The sequence below is a fragment of the Paucisalibacillus globulus DSM 18846 genome, assembly GCF_000482485.1.
GTDB lineage: Bacteria > Bacillota > Bacilli > Bacillales > Amphibacillaceae > Ornithinibacillus > Ornithinibacillus globulus.
Genome location: NZ_AXVK01000042.1, coordinates 1 through 20122 on the forward strand (window position 1 = coordinate 1; position 20122 = coordinate 20122).

Below are 20122 nucleotides of genomic sequence, written 5' to 3' on the forward strand. Positions count from 1 at the left end.
TATATAGCTTCATAGTCATAGCCTGCATCCATTGTTTGATAACGTAATGGGAGATGAAGGCGTTCATGAATTCCCTTCAGTAAAGGGATAGCTGCCTTAGCGTCACTTAGGCTTCCAGATGAAAAAAGGGCATGTAGAATATATTGACTAGACGTTCCAACGGCAAAATGACCTTTGTATCCAAACCAAAAAATATTCTGCCCTTCTGCGTTCTTTTTCACGCCCCATTTAGGGTCTTGAGGGACTTCAGCCCGTAGTTCAGCTAAAGGTACATCCAATTGTGCTTCGATTTTTCTGTCATATAAAGGCAAATTAGCTTCCTTTTCAGCCTGTTCCTTAAGCCACCCGTCACGCTCTTCTTTTAATTTACGACCGCGTTTTTTGGGCTCAGGTTTTGGCTTTTCCTCTTTAGGAGGTGCTTGGTCACGTGCTTCAAAATGAGTTGCATCAATGGCAGCTGTATCATCCGTGATAAAGCCTTCCGCAATGGCTTGAAGGGTTACGTTATCTCGTTTTTTCTCTAAGACATTGCACTCGACTAATTTTGTGATAAGACGAGGATAGGAGGATTCCGAGGGAACTACGTCTGATACGAGGAACCCACAGTTCAACTTAAAAGAAATATCATTCTTAAGACGTTTAATAAGATCCTTAATCGTTGGGATTCGTTCAACATACCTTACTAAGGTGGAAATAATCATCGCCGTATAATTCAGATCTTCCGGCGCACCCAGTCGGGATTTCTTGGTAACTTTATGATAGATTTTATCCAAATCTACCGTCGAAATAATCGCTTCATATTTTTGGGTAGGTTCCATGTCGTATAATTCTTGAATGCCAAATAAGCTAGTTTGTCGTATAATGGTCAAAGGGAGCACTCCTTCTGTCTTTTTGGTTGTTTTAGTCAACTACCATTATACAAGATTTGGGGAGGTGCTTCCTTTTTTATGTTTTTAATCCCTTGCCACGCAAGGGCTAAAAATTATGAAATTCATTCAGTATACATATTTTTACCAAAAGGACACACGCTAATTGCAGCATGTGCCCCTTTTGTTATTTCCCTTCGATTGTAACGTTTTTCTTATCGGTATCTGGACTATCTATTATGAAACCAACAAATGAATCGTCGACACGCGTAACTATACTTTCATCATCGCCTATTTTTAATCCTGAGAAAGTTGTATCGAATATTTTTTGTGAAACCATTCCACCATAAATAGATGATAATACAACATTCGGTTCCTCACTCATTGAAGTAAATGTGATATAGTCTCCATCGATTTCAAAGTCTCTACCTTCTTCTTCCAAGGACTCTATATATTCATCCATGCTTGAAAGGCCACTCTCCCAATATAAGCTTTCCACATCAAAAGTCCATATGTTAGTATAACTATCCATAATAACATCTATTTTTTGGGTGCTTTGTCCCATATTATCTAAAGTGATATCCGAAGTGTATTCGCCTATGTAAACATTATGAGAAATTTCTTTTACTTTCTGAATAATTTCATCATCACTTAAGTCAATTATATCCTCGATATTAAGGTCGGAAAGGCTAGTATATTCCGTTACTTCTCCATTTTCAAAAACATACACACCATCAACATAAGTATTTCTGTTAGGGTTTTCATCCGTTTTAATCCAAACAGGATATTCTTCAAATCCGTCAGTAAGCGGCATGAAGTCTTCTGGCGATAATTCTTGAGAACCTTCTGGTGCGGGTGCCTCGTTGGCGCTCTCTTTATCACTACATGCTGTTAATAGTAATATAGTAGTAATTACAGCCAACATTGCTAACCATCTTTTACGTAAAATCATTCTAAGTCCCCCAAATCTATTTTTTGCAAACTATGTATTATAGGAAGTTTGTCCTATAATAGAATATCGAATTTCCAACTATATTCCTATGAATACCTATCAAACTTGCTCCTTGTAAGGTTGGAAAACTATATAATATCATAATGCAATCTACACTTTGAAGTGTTCAACTCTTCTATGAACAGACTCCTAGCAAATGGAATTAAAGCAACTCACTTTGTAATTATCATCAATATGCCAATGCCAGTAACAAAAAATGGACAACAATTTACAGTAGGTACACCAAAGCATCCATATGGTCAATCGATCTTGACTGTATATATTGAAAAAGTTGCACAACCAAAGCCAGAACCTAAGCCAACACCTACACAACCAAAAGAGGAACCAAAACAACAAACAAAGCCTAAGGAAGAGCCAAAACAAACTCAACCGAAGCAAGAATCTAAACCAAAGACCCAACCGAAGCAAGAGGTATCTACCCAACCAAAGACTGAAAGCAAACAACCCTTAGTAACAATTGAGGAAAAAGAAGAGTCTACGAAGCCAAAAGTAACTACTCCTACAACTAAAGAGGAAAAAACTGAAACACCGGATACTACAACTAAAGAAAAAGTGGAACAATCCGATGATTCTTTAGAAGCTAAAGAAGATGATAAAACAAAGAAGGAAGAGGTATTAGAACTAACTAGTAAAGAAGAGAAAAAAGATGATAGAGTAGAAGAAATGGCAAGTCCATCTACTGATATCGAATCTGATTCCCATTCTTCCTTCCCAGTAGTTATTGTTATTCTTCTTATTATTGTAGTTGCTGGTGCAGGATTTGGAGGATACTGGTGGTATAAAAAACGAAAGAAATTGATTGATCTAAATGGTAAGAAATAGTAAACATTTTTAGTTGAATAACGAAGAACATAACCCCAAATAGTCACAGCATGTTAGATTGCTGTGACTATTTGTTTTTTTGTTACCTTGAAAATTACTATTACATAAACAAACAAATGAATAATAGAAATAGAGAGAATGGTGGGTCATATACCCACCATTCTCTCTAAGAGCAATCTTGTTCTCTCCAACTGCCCCTTCAATTCCGATGCTTTGACTAATAACGTAATCTGCATCCCGTCCTTAAATAAAACAATAGAACGACCATTATTATGTGAGTCCTCTAAAATAGCTTCAATTTGATGATAGAATAACCAACAACATTTTCCATTCTTTAGAGCGTGTGTTGGAAAGGTAGTGATAGATTGGTGGATACTAATTGGAATTGGAACTTTCCTTGTCCAACCGGTATGATGTGTAATTGCTTTTCTTCTTCCCTCGAAGGTCATGAAGTGATCCAAACACCCTTTTTCGATAATTTCTATTGGTGTTTTCTTTATGTATAGCGTTTTGTTTCCTTGTAAAGCAACAGTTTGGTAATCAATATGTTTTATAGGGATTAAGGCTAACGTGTGTTCATTTATTTTGTAATGGGGGAGAACTTCTCCAGTCGATATAGGATTGTCTTCAATACTTGATGAGAAAGAAAGGATGTTATTGATTATCTTCAATGATGTTCTTCCCTTCTTCCTTTAATGTTTCTATAACATCATCAAGAATATAATTAATGTCCAATCCTGCATAACGTAATTTAAGTATGGTTTCTGCTTGTATATTTTTCTTTCCATTCTCAATGGCTCCAATGTGTTTCGGTCCGATACCTGTAGCTAGGGAGAATTCATCCTGTGTTTTATTTCTTCGTTTTCTCTCTTCTCTTATTTTCTCACCTAAAAGATTAAGAGCTTGTGATAATGTCTCATCATTCATGCAAAAATCCCCTTTTAACCCAATTTTCTTGGGGAAAGAGTCCAGTGACCACACACGTTCGTATGAGTTTTGAGTGGAAAAAGGACATTTGCAGGAAAAGTTGAAAATGTGCCATAAAAGGCAGGGTTTTTCAGAATAATGATGAAATAGAACAGTAAGTATTCTTTTGGGAGGTGACTAAATGGAGCATGATTTTGACAGATTACGCTGTCCGCTTTGTACTCGGATATATAAAATGATGTACCCAGTTTTTTTAGATGAGTTAAATACAGTTGTTCATCAAAGGTGTTATAGTCCATACAAAATTAATTCGATAAAGGATAGGGGTACCTATCAGGAAATTATGGAACGATACTCATTTTTTAATGAGCTAGCACCAAAGGAATCTTCGTAAAAAAGACTAATATGATAAGTTTTGCAAAAAGTATAAATTTGTATATAACTTCATTTCTATGCTCCAAAATTGAATTTTGGAGCAATTTTTTATGCCAAAATTCAACTTTTCTTATAGCTTTATCAATTTCGAGGGGGTTTCGACAAAAGTTAGGCGATGTGACAAGTAATTGCACTCAGGCTATTCTTAGGTTGCCGGCATAAAAAAGATGCTAAGGGAGTGCAATATGGATAAGAAATTTACATTTGAAGATATTTTCATACAGAATGAAAAAAGAATTCACTACCATATTCATAAGCTAGGAATTCGGGATCCACATCGTGAATATTTTGTAGAGGGTATTTATGCATTATGGACTGCATATAAGAAATTCGAGCCAAACAAAGGCCCCATGTCCACCTACTTTAACTACACCATCCGCAATCGGCTAATCGATATGATCCGAAAAGAAGAAAGAGAACGTGAAAAGAAAGCTAGAATGCTGGATGAAGCTGTCATCAAGTTCGATTCTGGAAACCGGAATGTGAGAAAGAATCTGTTGATCCAGGATGAGTGGAATGGGGAAATGGATATGAAAGTAATGCTGAAAGAAGTATGGGACAAGCTACCAAGCCTTCTAACAGCAAACCAGATGAAATGGGTAATAGGATTCTGTCTAGAAGGATTGACTGTACAGGAATTATCGGAACGGGAAGGGGTTTCTGAGGATGCGGTTAAAAGTTGGGGGAGAGAAGCTCGGAATAAGATGCGGAGATTGGTGAGGTGAGTGGTGGGACAGAGGGTAGGCTTCTTGTCTCAATAATAGCCTAATTGGGACAGCAAACCTTTCCCTCTGTCCCTTCAACATTAATAGAAAGGAAGATACATAGATGAATTATATAAAAGAGATTAATGCGTTTTACGACCTAATGGAGTTGGAGCCATTATCAGCTTCGGCGGTGAATTTATGGCATACATTACTTCATATTAATAACAAGGCAAGGTGGATGATGGAATTTACAGTTAATAAGTATTCCTCGTGATACGCGTACAGAGATTGTTGGAAAAGGTTTTGAAGACAAAATTAACCATGCATATGCATTTGGTGGACCGGATATGTCTATTGAATCAGTAGAGAATCTACTAAATATTGATTTAGATTATTATGTTCAAATTAATATGGAAGGTTTGTCCAATTTAGTAGATACACTTGGTGGAATCTCACTTGCCAATGAATTGGATTGGTATGATTCCGGACGTAAATTCCATTATGCACCTGGTGAGCTACAATTAAACGGGGACCAAACGATGGGGTACGTTCGTATGCGTTATGAAGATCCAGCGGGCGACTTTGGAAGAACCAAAAGACAACGTCAAGTAATTGAAGCAATTGTCAATAAGGGTGCGAGTTTTGCTTCCGTTAACAAAATCCAGGGTGTAGTAGATGTACTTGGAGATAATATGTCAACTAACATGGATTTCAACGTGATGAAAGATCTATTAACAAATTATTCTGGTGTACGTAAAAACGTAGAAAACTACATGCTATCAGGTAGTGGAACAAAAATTGATGGCGTATATTATTTAGTAGTACCGGATGAGGAAATTCAGAAGGTGCATGGAATGATTGTGGAACCGGAAGTGTAGTTTTCATGTTGTATTGAGAGTAGACTTAGTGGCTACTCTCATTTTTGTTTTTCTTGGTATTCTACTTTGGTTAGTACACATCTATCCCCTCTGCTATTACCCTGCTTTAAGTAAGGAACATTCTTACACTTCCTTATAAAAATACTGAATATATAGGTACTTAGCACCACTGCGTTACTTAATGCTCATTTCCTAAGAAGTTCCTTCCGAATCAACTATTATATGGTAAACTATGGTCAAAATAAGTAAGGGATTGGAGAAAGTAAATGAAAAGAATCGCTTTATTATTACTGGCTACTTTGACATTGCTCATGTCATGCGCATCCAATGAAACTGTAGGGGGAGACAAGGAGCAAGATAACGTTACGGAATCTGATGCAAATAACTCCAACAAGAAACCTTCGGACCAAACGGAATCGGATGAAAGTGACAATAAGTCTGATACTTTTAAAGAAATTGATTTGATTGATATAGAAGGAATGGTTTCTACTGTTGATTTTAGATTAGATCAAGATGGAGATACGTTACATTGGGGAGAGAAGGATCAATTTGCATCCAATGATATTCGAGGAAATGTATGGTTGGATGGAGAGATTGTTGCGCTGGACATGGATAGATTTGGACACGGTTCGATTGTAACACCGAGTGGGAAAATTGTTAATACCGAGGCAGAGGACCGTATCTACTCCACTATCATATTAGATCCCCGTTCTGGAGAAGTGGAAAAGTTCACCAAAGATGATGGAAATAAGGATGTAATTGTACCGGCAATTTTTAATTTTAGAGAAGAACCACTTTCTATTGCGAAACGAAGGGATTATGTAGATGGATACCAATATTTTATATGGTATTTTGAAAGTAATGAATTTGTTGATATTGACATGACCGAGTGGATTACAAAAGAAGTTGGAGAGATAGAGAACCCACAGTATGCTACCGTAATCCTTAGCACGAATGGGGAGAAGGTGCATGTAGGCCATAAAGAAGGAACTTTCCAATACGATATAGAAACACAAGAATTCGATACGTTACTAACAGAGGAAGATAACGCATTGACACTCACTTACACAACTTCCGATGACAAGTATCTTGTTTATTTTAAAGATGAGCAGGATGACAACCACAATCAGCCGATTTATGGGATGGAATTAGAAACAAAGGAAAAATTTGAGATTGGTCTAGGAGTAAATACGCAAATGTTGGATGATGGCAAGATGTTTTATAGAGATCAACAGGAGCTGTATGTATACGATTTTGCTATGAGAGAGAGCCAATTGCTCTATACCATTAAGTTGAAGGAAGATGAAGAGTTAAAATTTGTAACAATAAGTGGTGATAGCAACACAATCGCGTATGCATATGAAATTGATTTAGAAGATGGAGAGGAAATGAAAATTAGGGTTTTGAGGAGATAAGTGTAAAGAAATAAGATGAAAAGATCGCTCAAACTGGGCGATCTTTTTGATTTGGAATTGGGAAGTATGTGGCTCAGGCTGCTAGGGGGATCATAAGATTTACGCAGAATGGAGCTCACCGCGTATCCACATTAAAAAATCTCACATCAACCAAACTACCTCCCAAACCCAATTCTATGATAGAATATACTAAACTATCAGAATTTTACCGTTATCCAAAGGGGGAAACACAAACCATGCAAGAACCAATTTTGACGGAGAATCTACCGAATAAAAAGAAAAGAAATTGGAAGAAAATAAGTTTACTTGTTGTTGGGATTTTACTAATCATCTGTGTAATTGCTGTTGTTTTTGTAAACGGGTACATAAATAAATCCCTTCCACAAGTTGAAGGAACGATTCAAGTACCTGGGTTGCAAGAGGAAGTTATCGTAACGACTGATGAACATGGGACTCCACATATTCGTGCGACAAATGACCAGGATTTATATATGGCCCAAGGGTATATGCAAGCACAAAATCGGATGTTTCAAATGGAATTATCAAGGAGACAGGCATCTGGTACATTGAGTGAAGTAGTAGGGGCGGCAGCGGTTGATCAGGATAAATATTTTCGTACGCTTGGTTTAAGACGTGCTGCTGAAAAGTCGTATGATATTTATACAGATGAAAGTAAACAGGTTTTACAATGGTTTGCTGACGGGGTGAATGCATACATACATGAAGCAAAGGAATCTAATTCGTTACCGGTTGAATTTACTCTGCTTGGGAGTGAGCCGGCTGAGTGGACACCAATTGATTCATTGACGATTGGGAAGTTTATGGCTTTTGACCTTGGTGGGCATTGGGAAAGACAGGCGTTTAATTATTATGTGATGAATGAATTTGATGAGGAAAAAGCGTATGAACTATTTCCAGCTTATCCGGAAAATAAACCGACCATCATTTATGACGAAGAGGTGGTTGATGTAGCTGCTAGTTTTGAAAAAGCGGTGATACCCCATGCCTTTAATGGTAGTAATAACTGGGTTGTGAGTGGGGAGAAAACTGAATCTGGTATGCCACTACTCGCAGATGATCCGCATCTTGGTTTGGCAACACCGTCTATTTGGCTGCAAATGCACCTACAGACGGATGACTTGAATGTTAGTGGGGTTATTTTTGCTGGGGTTCCTGGTATTATCCTTGGCCATAATGACAAAGTTGCCTGGGGCGTTACGAATACAGGGCCAGATGTCCAACAGCTTTATTTAGAAAAAAGGAACCCTGATAACCCACATGAATTTTTATTTGATGGGGAATGGGTAGAGGCAGCGATTATTAATGAGCCGATTAAAGTCAAGGACGGGGAAACCGTTGACTACCACGTAGTAGAAACAAGGCATGGACCGATTGTATCGGATTTTGCTGAGGAAAGCGGAAAGAATACGGTGATGTCGTTAAGATGGACGGCACTAGATGCGACAACTGAGCTGGAAGCAATTCTTGAAATTAACCGGGCATCGAACTGGAAGGAATTTGAGAAAGGGTTAGAGAAATTCCTAGTTCCGGCACAAAATTTTGTTTTTGCATCCACTGATGGCACGATTGCCTATAAAGCAAACGGTAAAATTCCTATTTATGAAAATAGTGAGGATGCTTTATTGCCACTTCCAGGTTGGGAGTCTGAGTATGTATTGGATGACTATATTCCTTTTGATGAATTACCAAGAGTAGTTAATCCGGAAAAAGGGTTTATCGCAACGGCTAATAATAAAATAGTGGGTGAAAAGTATCCATACCATATTAGTAATGTGTGGGCACAGCCATATCGATACGAGAGAATTGCGGAAGTATTGGAGTCCAATGACTCTTTAACTGCAGCGGATATGATGGCAATACAAATGGATCAAACGAATTTACAGGCAAGGGAATTTGTGCCGGTATTCTCAGATGTTTTAGCGGGAGCGCATTTGAGTGAAACGGAATCTGGTGCCTTATCTTTACTAGAGGATTGGGATTATGTTGATCAAGTGGATGCTGCACAGCCACTAATTTTCCACCACTGGATGGATGAGGTGGAAGCGATATTGTATGATGAGTTACCAGATGGAATGATGGATCTATTTAACAGTCGTGGTCAAACTACCGATGAGCTACTTCGGAAGGCTGCTGCTGGTGATAGTTCCATATGGGTCGATGAAAATGGGGGCATAGAGCGTGTGCTTCATCTTTCATTACAGAATACAATTGAAAAACTTACCGAGTCTTATGGTGATGATATGCATGCTTGGGAATGGGGAGACTATCACCAAGTCCAGTTCCATCACCCATTAGCAGCGGTTCACCCAGTATTAGCTTACTTTTTTAATCCTCAGGATCCACTTCCAGTTGGAGGAAGTAGTGTGACACCAATGGCAGCTGCTTATGATTCCGAAACAGGAGAAGTTGACCATGGTGCATCATGGAGATTTGTCATTGATATGAATGATCCATTAACTGGATACCATATCGTCGGTCCGGGACAAGAGGGGCATTTCAAAAGTGAATGGTATGATAACCAGACGGATGATTGGGTAGAAGGGGAGTATCATGAGACGAAATTAGATATTGAGAAAGGGAAGATTCTGCACTTGGTTCCGTAGTGCTGTGGAGACGCGGGGACGGGGAGTAGAAAAATTAAATAAAAAATAATTTGCCACCAAATGCAACCTCCCACCGATTATAGAGGTGAAAGGAGGTGCTAACCATGGCAGTAGCACATATGCAAAACTCACAGCTGCGTCTAGTTCTACACGATGGTAATGATCCGGTTTCCGGTGATCCAATTTACAAAGCGAAAAGCTTTAACAACGTGAAGACGGATGCAACCGCAGATCAACTGTATGCAATCGCAAATGCTTTTGCAGGATTGCAAGAACGCCCACTATTTAATATTGAGCGTAAAGACAGCTCTGACATTCGTTCAGGGGAGTAAGGTTTCATAAAATCTAGAAGAAAGGAGGTCTATTCATGAAAACGTTGGAATTAAAGTTTGAAAACACGGATGGCAAAATCGTTACGTATTCATTGGAGCAGCCAATTGAACCGGTTGACTCCGCTGCTGTAGCTGCAGCAATGGATACAATCATTGCGGAGAATGCTTTTACATCAAGTGGCGGTAATTTAGTCGCTAAGAAAAGCGCTCGCGTGGTGGAACGAAATGTGGAAGATATTGAATTAGTTTAATGACAGATGGAGGAAGTTTCCTCGGGGAGTTTCCCCTGGGTAGCTTCCTTTTTTATTTACAGAAGGAGGTGAATAAGTTGGATAACTGGATATCACTCATCACAGAAGTTGGCTTTCCTATAGCGGTGACGTTTTATCTATTGCACCGGATTGAGGGAAAGCTAAATACGTTGATTGAGTCGATTCATGCCTTGCCGGAGAGGATGAAGTAGATAAGAAGAGCGCCCATTTAATGGGCCTCTTCTTACTATTTATATCCCTCTGCTATAATCTATATTATATTTTTATAAAGTATCCACACTAGATATCCGTTTAATGCTTCAGGGGTCATACCATCTGTGTTCATAAGATTTAAATAGTAGAGAATACTTTGGTACTACATTCCCATTTGTCATTTCTTTTACCTATCTTAGTTAGATTGTAAAATCTACCAAGCTATGTTTCTGTACTCTCCCTAAATGACCTATTATACTAATCTGGTAGGACTATTTAACTATATGTGGGGGAATTTAGTATGATTAAGAGATTAAGTTTGATAATCACTGCCATGTTACTTGTACTTATGATAAGTGCATGTGGTACATCTAGTGAAAAAAAGGAAGATGCTGATGCAAAAGAAGAAAAAGGTGGTAGTGAAGCAGTAGAAGTGGAAGAGGAACAAAAAGAAAATGATGTTCCGTTTTCTATAGGTGATTTTGTTGTTGAAATTAATCCTAATGGAAACATTGATTCTGCCGGTGGAGTTGAATTTGCGTTCACAATCCAAAACAACTCTTCTATTCCTATACAGGAATTCTCCGCAGATGTTAATTTTGAGTTTGAAAATGGGCAAAAAATGACGGATACAGTAGAAGTTTATACAACCATACTAGACGGGGAAGCGGTTGGTAATTCTGCTGTCACTATTTATCCTGAACCAGCATCACAAATTAAATCCTATGACGTGATTGCCTACCAAGTTTTAGATGAAAACGGAATTTATTATGATGTCGATTTGCAGGTAGAAACTATTAGCTTTTCTGACTATGGTATGTGGGATGTATCAGATGAAACTTCATTTGATGTTGAAGACTTTACTGTAGTTATTACTCCAAATGGAAATATTGATTCTGCTGGTGGAGTCGAGTATTCGTATGAAATCCAAAACAATTCAGAAATTCCCGTCCAGGAGATTAGCTTTGATGTATTAATGGAGTTTGAGAACGGAATAAAACAGGTAGAAACTATTTCTATATACAACACCTTAATGAATGGGGATGTTGTAGGAGATTCAGGGATTACAGCCTATCCGGAACCAGCTGCGAAGATTAAATCATATAAGATTATTGGGTATCAAATAACTGATAAGGATAATATTTACTATGATGTTGATAGTCAGTTGGGGATTGTTGAGGCTTATGAGTATGAATAGAGAAGTGTGACAATACTTCTACTCCAATAATTAGGTATGTTTTCATATTCCATTATGCTCCAAGTGAGTTGCAATTAAATGGGGACCAAAAGATGGGGGAAGTTCATATGCGTTATGAAGATCCAGTGGGCGACATTGGAAGAACAAATAGACAGCCTCAAGTAATGCGAGCGAATGTCAATAAAGGTGCGAGTTTTGCTTCCATTAACAAAATCCAAAGTGTAGTAGATGTACTTGGATAAAACATGTCAACTAACATGGAATTTAACGTAATGAAAGATCTGTTAACAAACTATACGGGTGTTCGTAAAAATATAAAGATTAGTATAATATGAATAAATTTAACTCCTCTAAAAACATGATAATGCTGTTTTTGAGGAGTTTTCTCTTTTTTAATACGTAAAAAATTGGAAAAAAAGAGGATATTTTGTATGTTTGTAGAATAAATAGTAGAACTTATAACTTTTTAGGAGGAAATAGATAATGGAAAGTACAAGTAATAAAGTGGGGCTACCTATTGTTGGGGCTTTATTAGCTGCAGTAATAGGTGGAGTAGTATGGGCTGCAATAGCAATTGTATCTGATTATGAAATTGGTATTGTTGCATGGGCAATAGGAGGCGCAGCTGGTTATCTTGTTGCTCATTTTGCAAAAAATAATATTACATCCGTTCATCAAATTATTGCAGTTGTCGGAAGTTTAATTGGGATTATCTTAGGGAAGTACTTTATAATTGGTTATTACTATGAGGAAAGTATTTCGGGAATTTTTAATAGTGAAGTTATAACATTATTCGTAGATAATCTTTCTATTTCATTCAGTGGCATGGACATTGTGTTCGTACTGCTAGCAGTTGCAACAGCATGGCAACTACCTGCTCGTCTTGGACAGAAAAGATCAGAGGAAGAGCAGATGGTTCGAGCATCTGCTGAGTAGGTGTTTGAGTGCACTGTCACTTCCAAAAATTCTGGTATAATTTACAGAATCATTTACTGTTGACGGTGATGAGGGAACACTAGTTGTAGATGAATTTGACGCTACTATCCATCCTGTTTTTCCTCACTCAAATATATTTAGGCGGGATAAAATAAGTTTAACAAACGGGATGATGAAACAGATAGCAGTGTTCTTTATTCATTATCTGACTTTGTTACTTCAGGTAAAATGGGAGTTAGAAAAAGGAAAATCCATCACTATCAATTTGGGAGTCTATTGAAAAGATAGATTGCAAACAACTAAATTAATAGTAGAATTGTTGAAATTACTATTCCCAGTTATAGGGAATACGCCTTATGTCCGTATTTCAAAAAATGAAGTGACGACTGATAATTCGAAAATGAATTTCAGTCGTCTTTTTGGATTAAAAATTTTAGTTGTTTGTAATTATAGGACAGTGACTTAACTACTTTGGTTCATACTTATTTGCCTTTATGTCCACTGCTAGCTCTCGATTAATACTGGAATATCCTCCTCATTCTCTATAAATTCCTCAAAGTCATCATTACTAAATGTTTTTAACAAAGTTAATTAGAGAACTATTGGAAGGAAATCAGGCAAAGGGGATAGACTGCTTTTCATAAAAAAAGCTTCCGACTTAAGTTGAACCGGAACACGATAATAGTCCTCATGATTAATTAAGAATTTAGACCTATCTTTACCCTCGACTAAGCCAAGAGTGCTATGCAATATGGAACCCATATCTGAGTCGATAGATTTATTTTTATAGGAGCAAAGACCCCATTTTCAGAAAAATGACAAAAAACAACATATATTTCTGTATACTGTAAATATTGACAAAAACTGTAAGGGGGATAGCGATGTCGAACGAGGAGTTTACAGAGGGTCTTGATTCAAGAAGTGAACGCCATCAAAAAAGAAAACGAAGGCGTTTTTTGAACAACATCACCATTATTATTTTGACAGTTTGTTTATTTATACTATCAATTTTTTACTTAAAACCAGAAATCATAAGTTTGGGAAATGATACGCTTTCTGAGCGAGCGGAAAGTCAAGTAGGTAAGGGGACATCCAAACCAATCCTGGAACTAAAGGATACTGCGGAAGATAATGGTACTCCCGTAGTGGAGAAAATGAAAGCGGAACCACCGAAAGAAAAGAAAGAAGGGGAAAAAGAGGTTACAAAGAGCGAACAGATTGATGAAAAGTCAGATGAAGCGCAAATAAATCCAAAGAAAGTAATGGAACATGTGGTCCAACAAAATGAGACATTATTTGAAATTGCGATACTTTACTTTAATGATAGCAGTAAACAAGACACGATTGCAGAATACAACGGGATTGTACAACCGGAAAAAGAAGTACAGGTTGGAAAAGTAATTATGATTCCAGATCCACATTTTATGATTCAACATCAGGTGAGTAAGGGGGAGACATTACAGCAGATAAGTAATTACTATTACGGAACGATAGAATATGCCAATGCATTAGCCATGTATAATGATTGGTCCGATGCCAATCATGTCCCTTATGGAACGAGTATCCATATCCCTAATCCATCGATGTTACAAAAAGGATTGGCTCTTCCAGTAGAGGAAGAAGAGGTGCAAGAGGAAGAAGAAGTAATTCAACAAGATATAGTTAGTGGAAACGGAACATATCTCATCAAAGTAGACAAGCAGAATAATCAGCTTCATGTGTATCATGGTGATAAATCGATAAAAACGTTCTCTGTAAGTACCGGGAGAGATACTGCCATAACACCGACTGGAACATTTCAAATTGTAAACCAGCTTGAAAAGCCATGGTATAGCAAAGACGGAATCCCAGGCGGAGACCCTAATAATCCACTAGGAAACTATTGGCTTGGATTAAACGTCCCGGGTACAAATGGTACTACATACGGCATTCATGGGACAAATGATCCTTCATCTATCGGTTATTACGTAACTCTCGGCTGCGTAAGGATGAAGAATGAGGATGTTCAATGGATATTTGAAACGGTACCAGTGGGGACTGAGGTGCAGATTTATTAAGGGGAAGGCAATGTAGAGTTATTACTCTGTTTTATTTATTATGGTGCAGATCCATTAAATAGAAAGAAATGATAAAGGCTTGCCATCTGCAAGTCTTTTATAATGCCCAAAGTAGGAACAGTAAACCTATTCTTACCTTGAGTATATTGTACTAATCCTCCTCTAAAATAGATAAAAAGTCATATTGTAATTACAAAAAATTGGAAGTACGATTTGAGTAACTTGACTTAACTGAAAAATTAGAAAGGTAGGTAACTCATGATTAGATTTGTTATTTTAATAGAAATAACTTGTTCCATGAGGGGAAGTGGTATAACCCCTGTACAAAACGGTGACTCATCATGAAACGTGATTTAAAAATAAATTACGGTATATTAGACGACATTATTAACCAACTTGGTATATATAAACGCTCTTTAAATGATATGGAAAGTTCTCTTTCTACTATTACTACATACATCGAACAAAATCACGGGGAAAGTATTGAAGCATGGAAGGATAGAATGAAAGGCTCTAAGGAACAAATGGCAGAGTATGAAACACAAATTAATGACTTGCTAAAGTTGTTCCAAGGCTATGTGGATGAAACAACGGCCTATATTACTCCGTTACAACGAAATACGATGATGCGAGTAGACCGAAATGATATTTATTGGAATTTGAAACAAATGGATAGTGGTATCAGTAATAATGTCCGGAAAGCCATCCGACAAACGAATAAGTCCCCATCAAATTGGGGATTTTGGGAGGATGTTACGGACAAAGAAAAAGAAGCAAGCAGTATAAATAAATCCAAGATTGTAAGTATCCGCAGTGATATCGAGCAAACAAATAATCGCTTGAATCATAAAATGGACCAATTATGGGATCTCTACAATTCCAAGGTGAAGAAGTATGAGAATATGGATGATGAATACAATGATAAAGCATCAGTATTAAAGGCGAAGTATACCAATTTCTTCGAAGGGTTTTGGGATTCATTAGAGTCGGATTTTAACTTCGTAAAGGATTTAGTTGTTGGTTTATTTACAGGGCTAATAGACATTGTAGTGGGTCTAGCCACGCTTGTCTTTGATGCGGGAATTGTTGCCGTTTCCAATCAGATTCCTGATATCATTGAACCTAAATTCCTAAAAGATGCTGCCATTGAAAGAATCGATAGCTTTTATACAATGGTTCAACAAATCGTAGAAGATCCATTCAGTGTGGTTGAGGGTATCGGCCAATCATTCTCAGATTCCGTAGAGGAAGATGGGATTGTGTATGTAACAGGAAACTTTGCGGCTGGATTTGTACCGATTGTTGGGTGGAGTAAGTATGCTAGAGTAGGTAAAGTAATTGATACGGATAAAGCCAAAAAGCCAGTGAATAATACCGCTAACAAAGAAGGGAAAATGGTTGATCCTGTCGAATTATTATTAGTGAATGGGAAAAAGATTGGTATTGAATTTACTAATGGTGTTATTGATGGCATGAGGATTTTTATGAAAATGCTGCAAGGGCGGACTGAGAATGTGGCATTTTCGGGGGTTCCCGGGGGCGGGAACATTTATAAAGTAATTGATGAGACTGATGATACGATTAAAAGGGCTAAAGTTGAGACGGTTAAAGGTAAGGGTATAGATAATGCTAAAGATATAACAAAATTAACTGTTGATGATATACCAACTGCAAAGAGTGGGAATTTTAATAAATTCTTCAATTCCCTTACAAGTAGTGAACTAGACGAACTTTGGAAAGATAAAAAGATTAGAAAGAAAATTGAACGTCAACTTAGAGAACCTGGAGGTTTACATGAGTGGCACTTAGTTTCAAGGGCTCCTCAATTTAAGTATTGGAATATTGGTGCTGAAGAGATTAAAGATTTAAGAACAGCTATATCCGATGTCAAATTTGTCAATCCAAACGGTGTTCATGGAGGGTTAGGCTCAACTAAAGCACATAATGAATTGTTAGCAATAATAGATACTTCTAGCGACTATAATACATTTGTTAGACGACTTAATAATTGGGCTAATTATAGATTAGAGGGTGGAGTTACGTCTTTACCACAAGGTCTAAGATTAAAGTAGGAGGATACTATAATGGAAAAACAAGGATGGGTTTCAATTTGGTTAGGGAATATTAACGATGAGGACTCAATAGGAGAATATGTTGATTTAACTTATGATGAGGATGGCGAGTCTGTCCCATCCCAATTCTTTATCGATTTTAATATTGATATGGATGAAACAGATGAGGATACTATAGAAAAAGCGGTCTATAAGAATAGTAGTAGTGATATTTCAGCATTATTAGATGGGTGTTCGTATGAAGAAATTGTCATCCCAAAAATCCATAAAAGTATAAACCTAAAGAAATCATATAATGCTGTCATCCTAATATATAATTTTGAATATAAAAATGAAATTAGTTCAACAGGTACTTTTGATTTTATTGCTGCTACAAATTATGAGTAAGAGAAATCTTAAAGGTATGGAGAATTGATTTAGTTGATGGTTAACTCAGAAATTACTTATCTAGTGGGGTTGCTTTATAATACAGATAAAAATATTTTAATCAGCCAGTTAAAAAAAGTAGATAATCCACTAATACTCCATTACTTTGCTGCCAATTATAATTGGAATAGAGGGTTTGAAGTACCAACAGTTATCTTAGATAATGAGACTTGTGATTTAGGGACTGGTTTACTAATGTTTCATTATGCAGATGGCTATCGTTTGTTAGAGAGTTCAGAAGAAATTTCAAGTTCTTCGTTAGAGGAATGGAAAGTTTTTTTGAGGAAGAATTATAATAAACTACAAAGCCTAGACTTTAAATCACAAGACATTTCTTTTGACCCTGGATTTACAAAAATTCAAAAGTATAAGATAAAAAAGAATAATCCAGACCTTCCTGACGTTCTAATTAGTAAGTCTCCAGGCAAAGAGATTGATATACCTAAGATATAATGTAATTTATTTGAAACCTTGATTGGCAAAGTGCCTTTCAAGGTTTATTTTTGAGGGGCTACCTAGTTACGAATGACTTACTTATTACTTACAGGATAGAACTAAACCTTGTAATCCCTATATGATTTATTAACAAATTCTTTGGTACGTACAAAACTGGAGAGTATGAATATTTTTATGAAACCGATGATTTAGGCCGGATTTCTAAATTTGAAACAGATAATTTACAATTAACGGAAAGAGAAGACAGATTATCTCATAGTAGAAACACACCTGGAAAAGTAAAAGGCCAAGACCACGCAGGGCATTTAGCGGGAGATAGATTTGGAGGTTCCCCTAAAATTGATAATTTAGTCTCGCAGCTATCTGATGTTAATTTGAAGCAATATAAGAAAATTGAGGATTTATGGTCAGCAGCTTTAAAAGAAACACCTCCAAAGGAAGTAACAGTTGATGTTGAGATAATATATTCTGGGAGTGATTTGCGACCAGATGTATTTAAAATCAATTACACAATTGATGGTGAATGGGGTTCGGAGGTTCTTAAAAATTAATCATAGGAGTGAATAGAAAACATGAAAGAATTTGAAGATAGATTTAGTGAATTGCAGGCGGATATGATATCAATATGTATGGAATTCGTTGAAGATAGAGCTGATAAAGTTTATGTTTATGCTTCATCTGAAGAAGGTATTATATCAAGTAGGTTTTTTTACCTTATTAATAATAAGTATGTAAAGAGCCATAAAGTGAATGACGCATTAACAGAAGGGGAAGAAAAATATGATATATCCCATAAAAGAGGATTTATGGTATTAAATATTATTAATGAGGATATTGAAAAAATCAAAAAACTATGTGAAGAATATGAAAGAGATATGCCAACTGAGATGAAATTAATATTTGATGTTAGGAGTGGGAAATATAAAGCTGAATATAAGTATGACTTAGTTTATACAAATGATGATATAAAAACAGCTGGACATATAGCAGATGAAGTGGTTTGAGGAGATAAAAAAAATAATCTTTAAAAAAGATTAAATGAGTAACAATTTCATTTGTTGAGTTAACCCATAACAATGAAGCACTTGAATGTCAAACAGGGCATTTGGTGCTTTTTGATTTAAGAATCTACAATAGTTACAGCAAAACATTACCCTTTAGAACAGTTTAATTTGAATTTGCCTTTTGGGGACTATGAAAATTTATTGGAAAGAGAATTGCTAATGCTAGAAGTAGGATTATTAGAAGAACAAACTGAAGAGCATACAAGTGAGAATGTAATTTATATAGCATTAATATTTACAAAATTTCTAGATGGATGACGAATATGAGAGACAAGAGAAAGTTGGGTTGTAAATGTTAAATCTAAATGACTTTGTTTTAAATCAAAGGCCGTCACGAAATATTATAGAAGAGTATGAAGACAAAATTCCAAGTCAAGTTATCGATATATGGAAGCAATATGGTTTTGGAAGTATTAAAAAAGGCTATTTAAAAGTCATTAATCCGAATGATTATATAACATTATTACAGTTGTATATTCTCGACATGAAACAGCCATTCCATTATTCTTAACAGCAATGGGAGATATTTTAGTCTGGGAAGATGGGTACTTAATTGAACTTAACTTTAGAAAGCAACAAGTGAATGTGGTAGCAAAGAATTTCAAGTTCTTTTTTGAAGATTTAAATGACGATTATTATTTAGATGAAGCCCTTGATTGGTCCCCATACCCCAAGGCAATTGAAAAATATGGAGAGCCCGCTTTTGATGAATGTTTTGGATATGTCCCACTTCTGGGACTAGGTGGAACAGAAAAAGTAGAAAATTTAAAAAAGGCTAAGTTTATTGAGCATATTTATTTAATCACAGAGTATATGGGGAAAATAGGGTAATCTTTTAATTGTTTTCTAAATAAAATGGAGAAATCCCAAATGAATAGTTATTTCATTTGGGATTTTTTGTGTGAATAAGAAGATTGTTATGAAAGAGTATCAAGGGTCTGACCCCAAGGTGAGGAATTTAAAAATGGTAAGTGGTATTTGTACTAATGTCCCAAAAGCCATTAGTAGAACGTATAAGTCCCCGTCATTTTTTGGGGGGGAATTTAAGTGACGCAGAGAAAAACGCAAGTAGTATTAATAAATCTAGGATAGCTGGTATCCGAAGTGATATCGAATTATCGAAGAATCGTCTAAATCATAAAATGGACCAATTATGGGATATCTACAATACCAAGGTGAAGAAGTATGAGAATATGGATGATGAATACAATGATAAAGCTGCTGCATTGAAGAAAAAATATACAAACTTTTTTGAAGGCTTTTGGGATTTAGCGGAAGGGACCGGGAAGTTTGTAGCGGATTTAGTTGTTGGTTTATTGAAGGGCTTGTTTATTGATATTGGTTGGGGATTAATAAAGCTCGTTTATGATGCGGGGATCATTGCAGTATCCGCTAAAATACCTGATATCATTGAACCTAAATTTCTAAAAG

Annotated in this window: 23 protein-coding genes and 2 pseudogenes; 21 read left to right on the forward strand and 4 right to left on the reverse strand. The window is 36.5% G+C overall.

The features are described 5' to 3' along the window. Both K332_RS0111805 and K332_RS0111810 read right to left on the reverse strand, forming a co-directional pair. Positions 1-869, reverse strand: an 869-nt coding sequence (locus tag K332_RS0111805; RefSeq protein ID WP_026907634.1) for a transposase, incomplete at its 3' end; no start/stop codon positions are given. Positions 870-1053: 184 nt separating this feature from the next. Continuing rightward, complete coding sequence (locus K332_RS0111810; protein WP_026907635.1) at positions 1054-1818, reverse strand: hypothetical protein; 765 nt, start codon at positions 1816-1818, stop codon at positions 1054-1056. A gap of 177 nt (positions 1819-1995) precedes the next feature. Between K332_RS0111810 and K332_RS23290 the strand changes: the two genes are divergently transcribed. Beyond that, positions 1996-2700 carry a hypothetical protein gene (locus tag K332_RS23290; RefSeq protein WP_026907636.1) on the forward strand — a complete coding sequence of 235 codons (705 nt, stop codon included), beginning with the start codon at positions 1996-1998 and terminating at the stop codon, positions 2698-2700. 146 nt (positions 2701-2846) lie between these two features. Here K332_RS23290 and K332_RS0111820 read toward each other — a convergent pair whose 3' ends face one another. Together K332_RS0111820 and K332_RS22445 are read right to left on the reverse strand one after the other, a co-directional pair. Further along, positions 2847-3371: a competence protein ComK gene (locus K332_RS0111820; RefSeq protein ID WP_051359443.1), complete on the reverse strand. Its 525-nt coding sequence runs from the start codon at positions 3369-3371 to the stop codon at positions 2847-2849. Then, the gene (locus K332_RS22445; RefSeq protein ID WP_036688811.1) at positions 3355-3627 is read right to left on the reverse strand and encodes a helix-turn-helix domain-containing protein; all 273 of its coding nucleotides are present in this window, start codon (positions 3625-3627) and stop codon (positions 3355-3357) included. The genes K332_RS0111820 and K332_RS22445 overlap by 17 nt, the downstream gene beginning before the upstream one ends. A 181-nt stretch (positions 3628-3808) precedes the next feature. On the opposite strand from K332_RS22445, the gene K332_RS0111830 reads away from it, so the two are divergent. The 20 genes and pseudogenes from K332_RS0111830 to K332_RS0111930 form a co-directional block, all read left to right on the forward strand. After that, positions 3809-4021: a hypothetical protein gene (locus tag K332_RS0111830; RefSeq protein WP_026907638.1), complete on the forward strand. Its 213-nt coding sequence runs from the start codon at positions 3809-3811 to the stop codon at positions 4019-4021. A 226-nt stretch (positions 4022-4247) separates the two neighbouring features. Continuing rightward, on the forward strand, positions 4248-4787 hold the full coding sequence (locus K332_RS0111835; protein WP_026907639.1) for a sigma-70 family RNA polymerase sigma factor: 540 nt from the start codon (positions 4248-4250) through the stop codon (positions 4785-4787). Positions 4788-4890: 103 nt separating this feature from the next. After that, positions 4891-5043 (forward strand): hypothetical protein, encoded by a 153-nt coding sequence (locus K332_RS23960; RefSeq protein ID WP_156914188.1) that lies wholly within the window; start codon positions 4891-4893, stop codon positions 5041-5043. 13 nt (positions 5044-5056) lie between these two features. Beyond that, the gene (locus tag K332_RS22450) at positions 5057-5647 is read left to right on the forward strand and encodes an LCP family glycopolymer transferase (protein ID WP_342665455.1); all 591 of its coding nucleotides are present in this window, start codon (positions 5057-5059) and stop codon (positions 5645-5647) included. A 266-nt stretch (positions 5648-5913) separates the two neighbouring features. Beyond that, positions 5914-7062 carry a hypothetical protein gene (locus K332_RS0111850; RefSeq protein WP_026907640.1) on the forward strand — a complete coding sequence of 383 codons (1149 nt, stop codon included), beginning with the start codon at positions 5914-5916 and terminating at the stop codon, positions 7060-7062. A gap of 236 nt (positions 7063-7298) precedes the next feature. Then, entirely contained in the window at positions 7299-9686 is a 2388-nt protein-coding gene (locus K332_RS0111855; RefSeq protein WP_036688815.1) for a penicillin acylase family protein, read from the forward strand. A gap of 104 nt (positions 9687-9790) precedes the next feature. Beyond that, a complete protein-coding gene (locus tag K332_RS0111860) occupies positions 9791-10018 on the forward strand; it encodes a DUF1659 domain-containing protein (RefSeq protein WP_026907642.1) in 228 nt (75 codons plus the stop codon). Between the two features lie 35 nt (positions 10019-10053). Then, positions 10054-10269 carry a DUF2922 domain-containing protein gene (locus K332_RS0111865; protein WP_026907643.1) on the forward strand — a complete coding sequence of 72 codons (216 nt, stop codon included), beginning with the start codon at positions 10054-10056 and terminating at the stop codon, positions 10267-10269. A gap of 77 nt (positions 10270-10346) precedes the next feature. Next, positions 10347-10481 (forward strand): YvrJ family protein, encoded by a 135-nt coding sequence (locus K332_RS23635; RefSeq protein ID WP_084287967.1) that lies wholly within the window; start codon positions 10347-10349, stop codon positions 10479-10481. A gap of 302 nt (positions 10482-10783) precedes the next feature. Further along, positions 10784-11680: a hypothetical protein gene (locus K332_RS0111875; protein WP_026907644.1), complete on the forward strand. Its 897-nt coding sequence runs from the start codon at positions 10784-10786 to the stop codon at positions 11678-11680. Between the two features lie 68 nt (positions 11681-11748). Further along, on the forward strand, positions 11749-11922 hold the full coding sequence (locus K332_RS24710; RefSeq protein ID WP_342665454.1) for an LCP family glycopolymer transferase: 174 nt from the start codon (positions 11749-11751) through the stop codon (positions 11920-11922). Between the two features lie 241 nt (positions 11923-12163). Further along, complete coding sequence (locus K332_RS0111885) at positions 12164-12616, forward strand: hypothetical protein (protein ID WP_026907645.1); 453 nt, start codon at positions 12164-12166, stop codon at positions 12614-12616. Positions 12617-13497: 881 nt separating this feature from the next. After that, entirely contained in the window at positions 13498-14673 is a 1176-nt protein-coding gene (locus K332_RS23295; protein ID WP_051359445.1) for a L,D-transpeptidase family protein, read from the forward strand. 341 nt (positions 14674-15014) lie between these two features. Continuing rightward, a complete protein-coding gene (locus tag K332_RS24490) occupies positions 15015-16745 on the forward strand; it encodes a hypothetical protein (RefSeq protein WP_245604672.1) in 1731 nt (576 codons plus the stop codon). Between the two features lie 12 nt (positions 16746-16757). After that, a complete protein-coding gene (locus tag K332_RS0111900) occupies positions 16758-17132 on the forward strand; it encodes an immunity 22 family protein (protein WP_026907646.1) in 375 nt (124 codons plus the stop codon). A gap of 36 nt (positions 17133-17168) precedes the next feature. After that, positions 17169-17624: a DUF4274 domain-containing protein gene (locus tag K332_RS0111905; protein WP_026907647.1), complete on the forward strand. Its 456-nt coding sequence runs from the start codon at positions 17169-17171 to the stop codon at positions 17622-17624. A 128-nt stretch (positions 17625-17752) separates the two neighbouring features. After that, the gene (locus tag K332_RS23640; RefSeq protein ID WP_084287964.1) at positions 17753-18178 is read left to right on the forward strand and encodes a DNA/RNA non-specific endonuclease; all 426 of its coding nucleotides are present in this window, start codon (positions 17753-17755) and stop codon (positions 18176-18178) included. Between the two features lie 21 nt (positions 18179-18199). Continuing rightward, positions 18200-18665, forward strand: a pseudogene (locus tag K332_RS0111915) (immunity protein YezG family protein). 318 nt (positions 18666-18983) lie between these two features. Continuing rightward, positions 18984-19522, forward strand: a pseudogene (locus K332_RS22470) (T6SS immunity protein Tdi1 domain-containing protein). A gap of 155 nt (positions 19523-19677) precedes the next feature. Beyond that, positions 19678-20122: hypothetical protein (locus K332_RS0111930; RefSeq protein ID WP_026907649.1), on the forward strand; the 445-nt coding region annotated here is incomplete at its 3' end.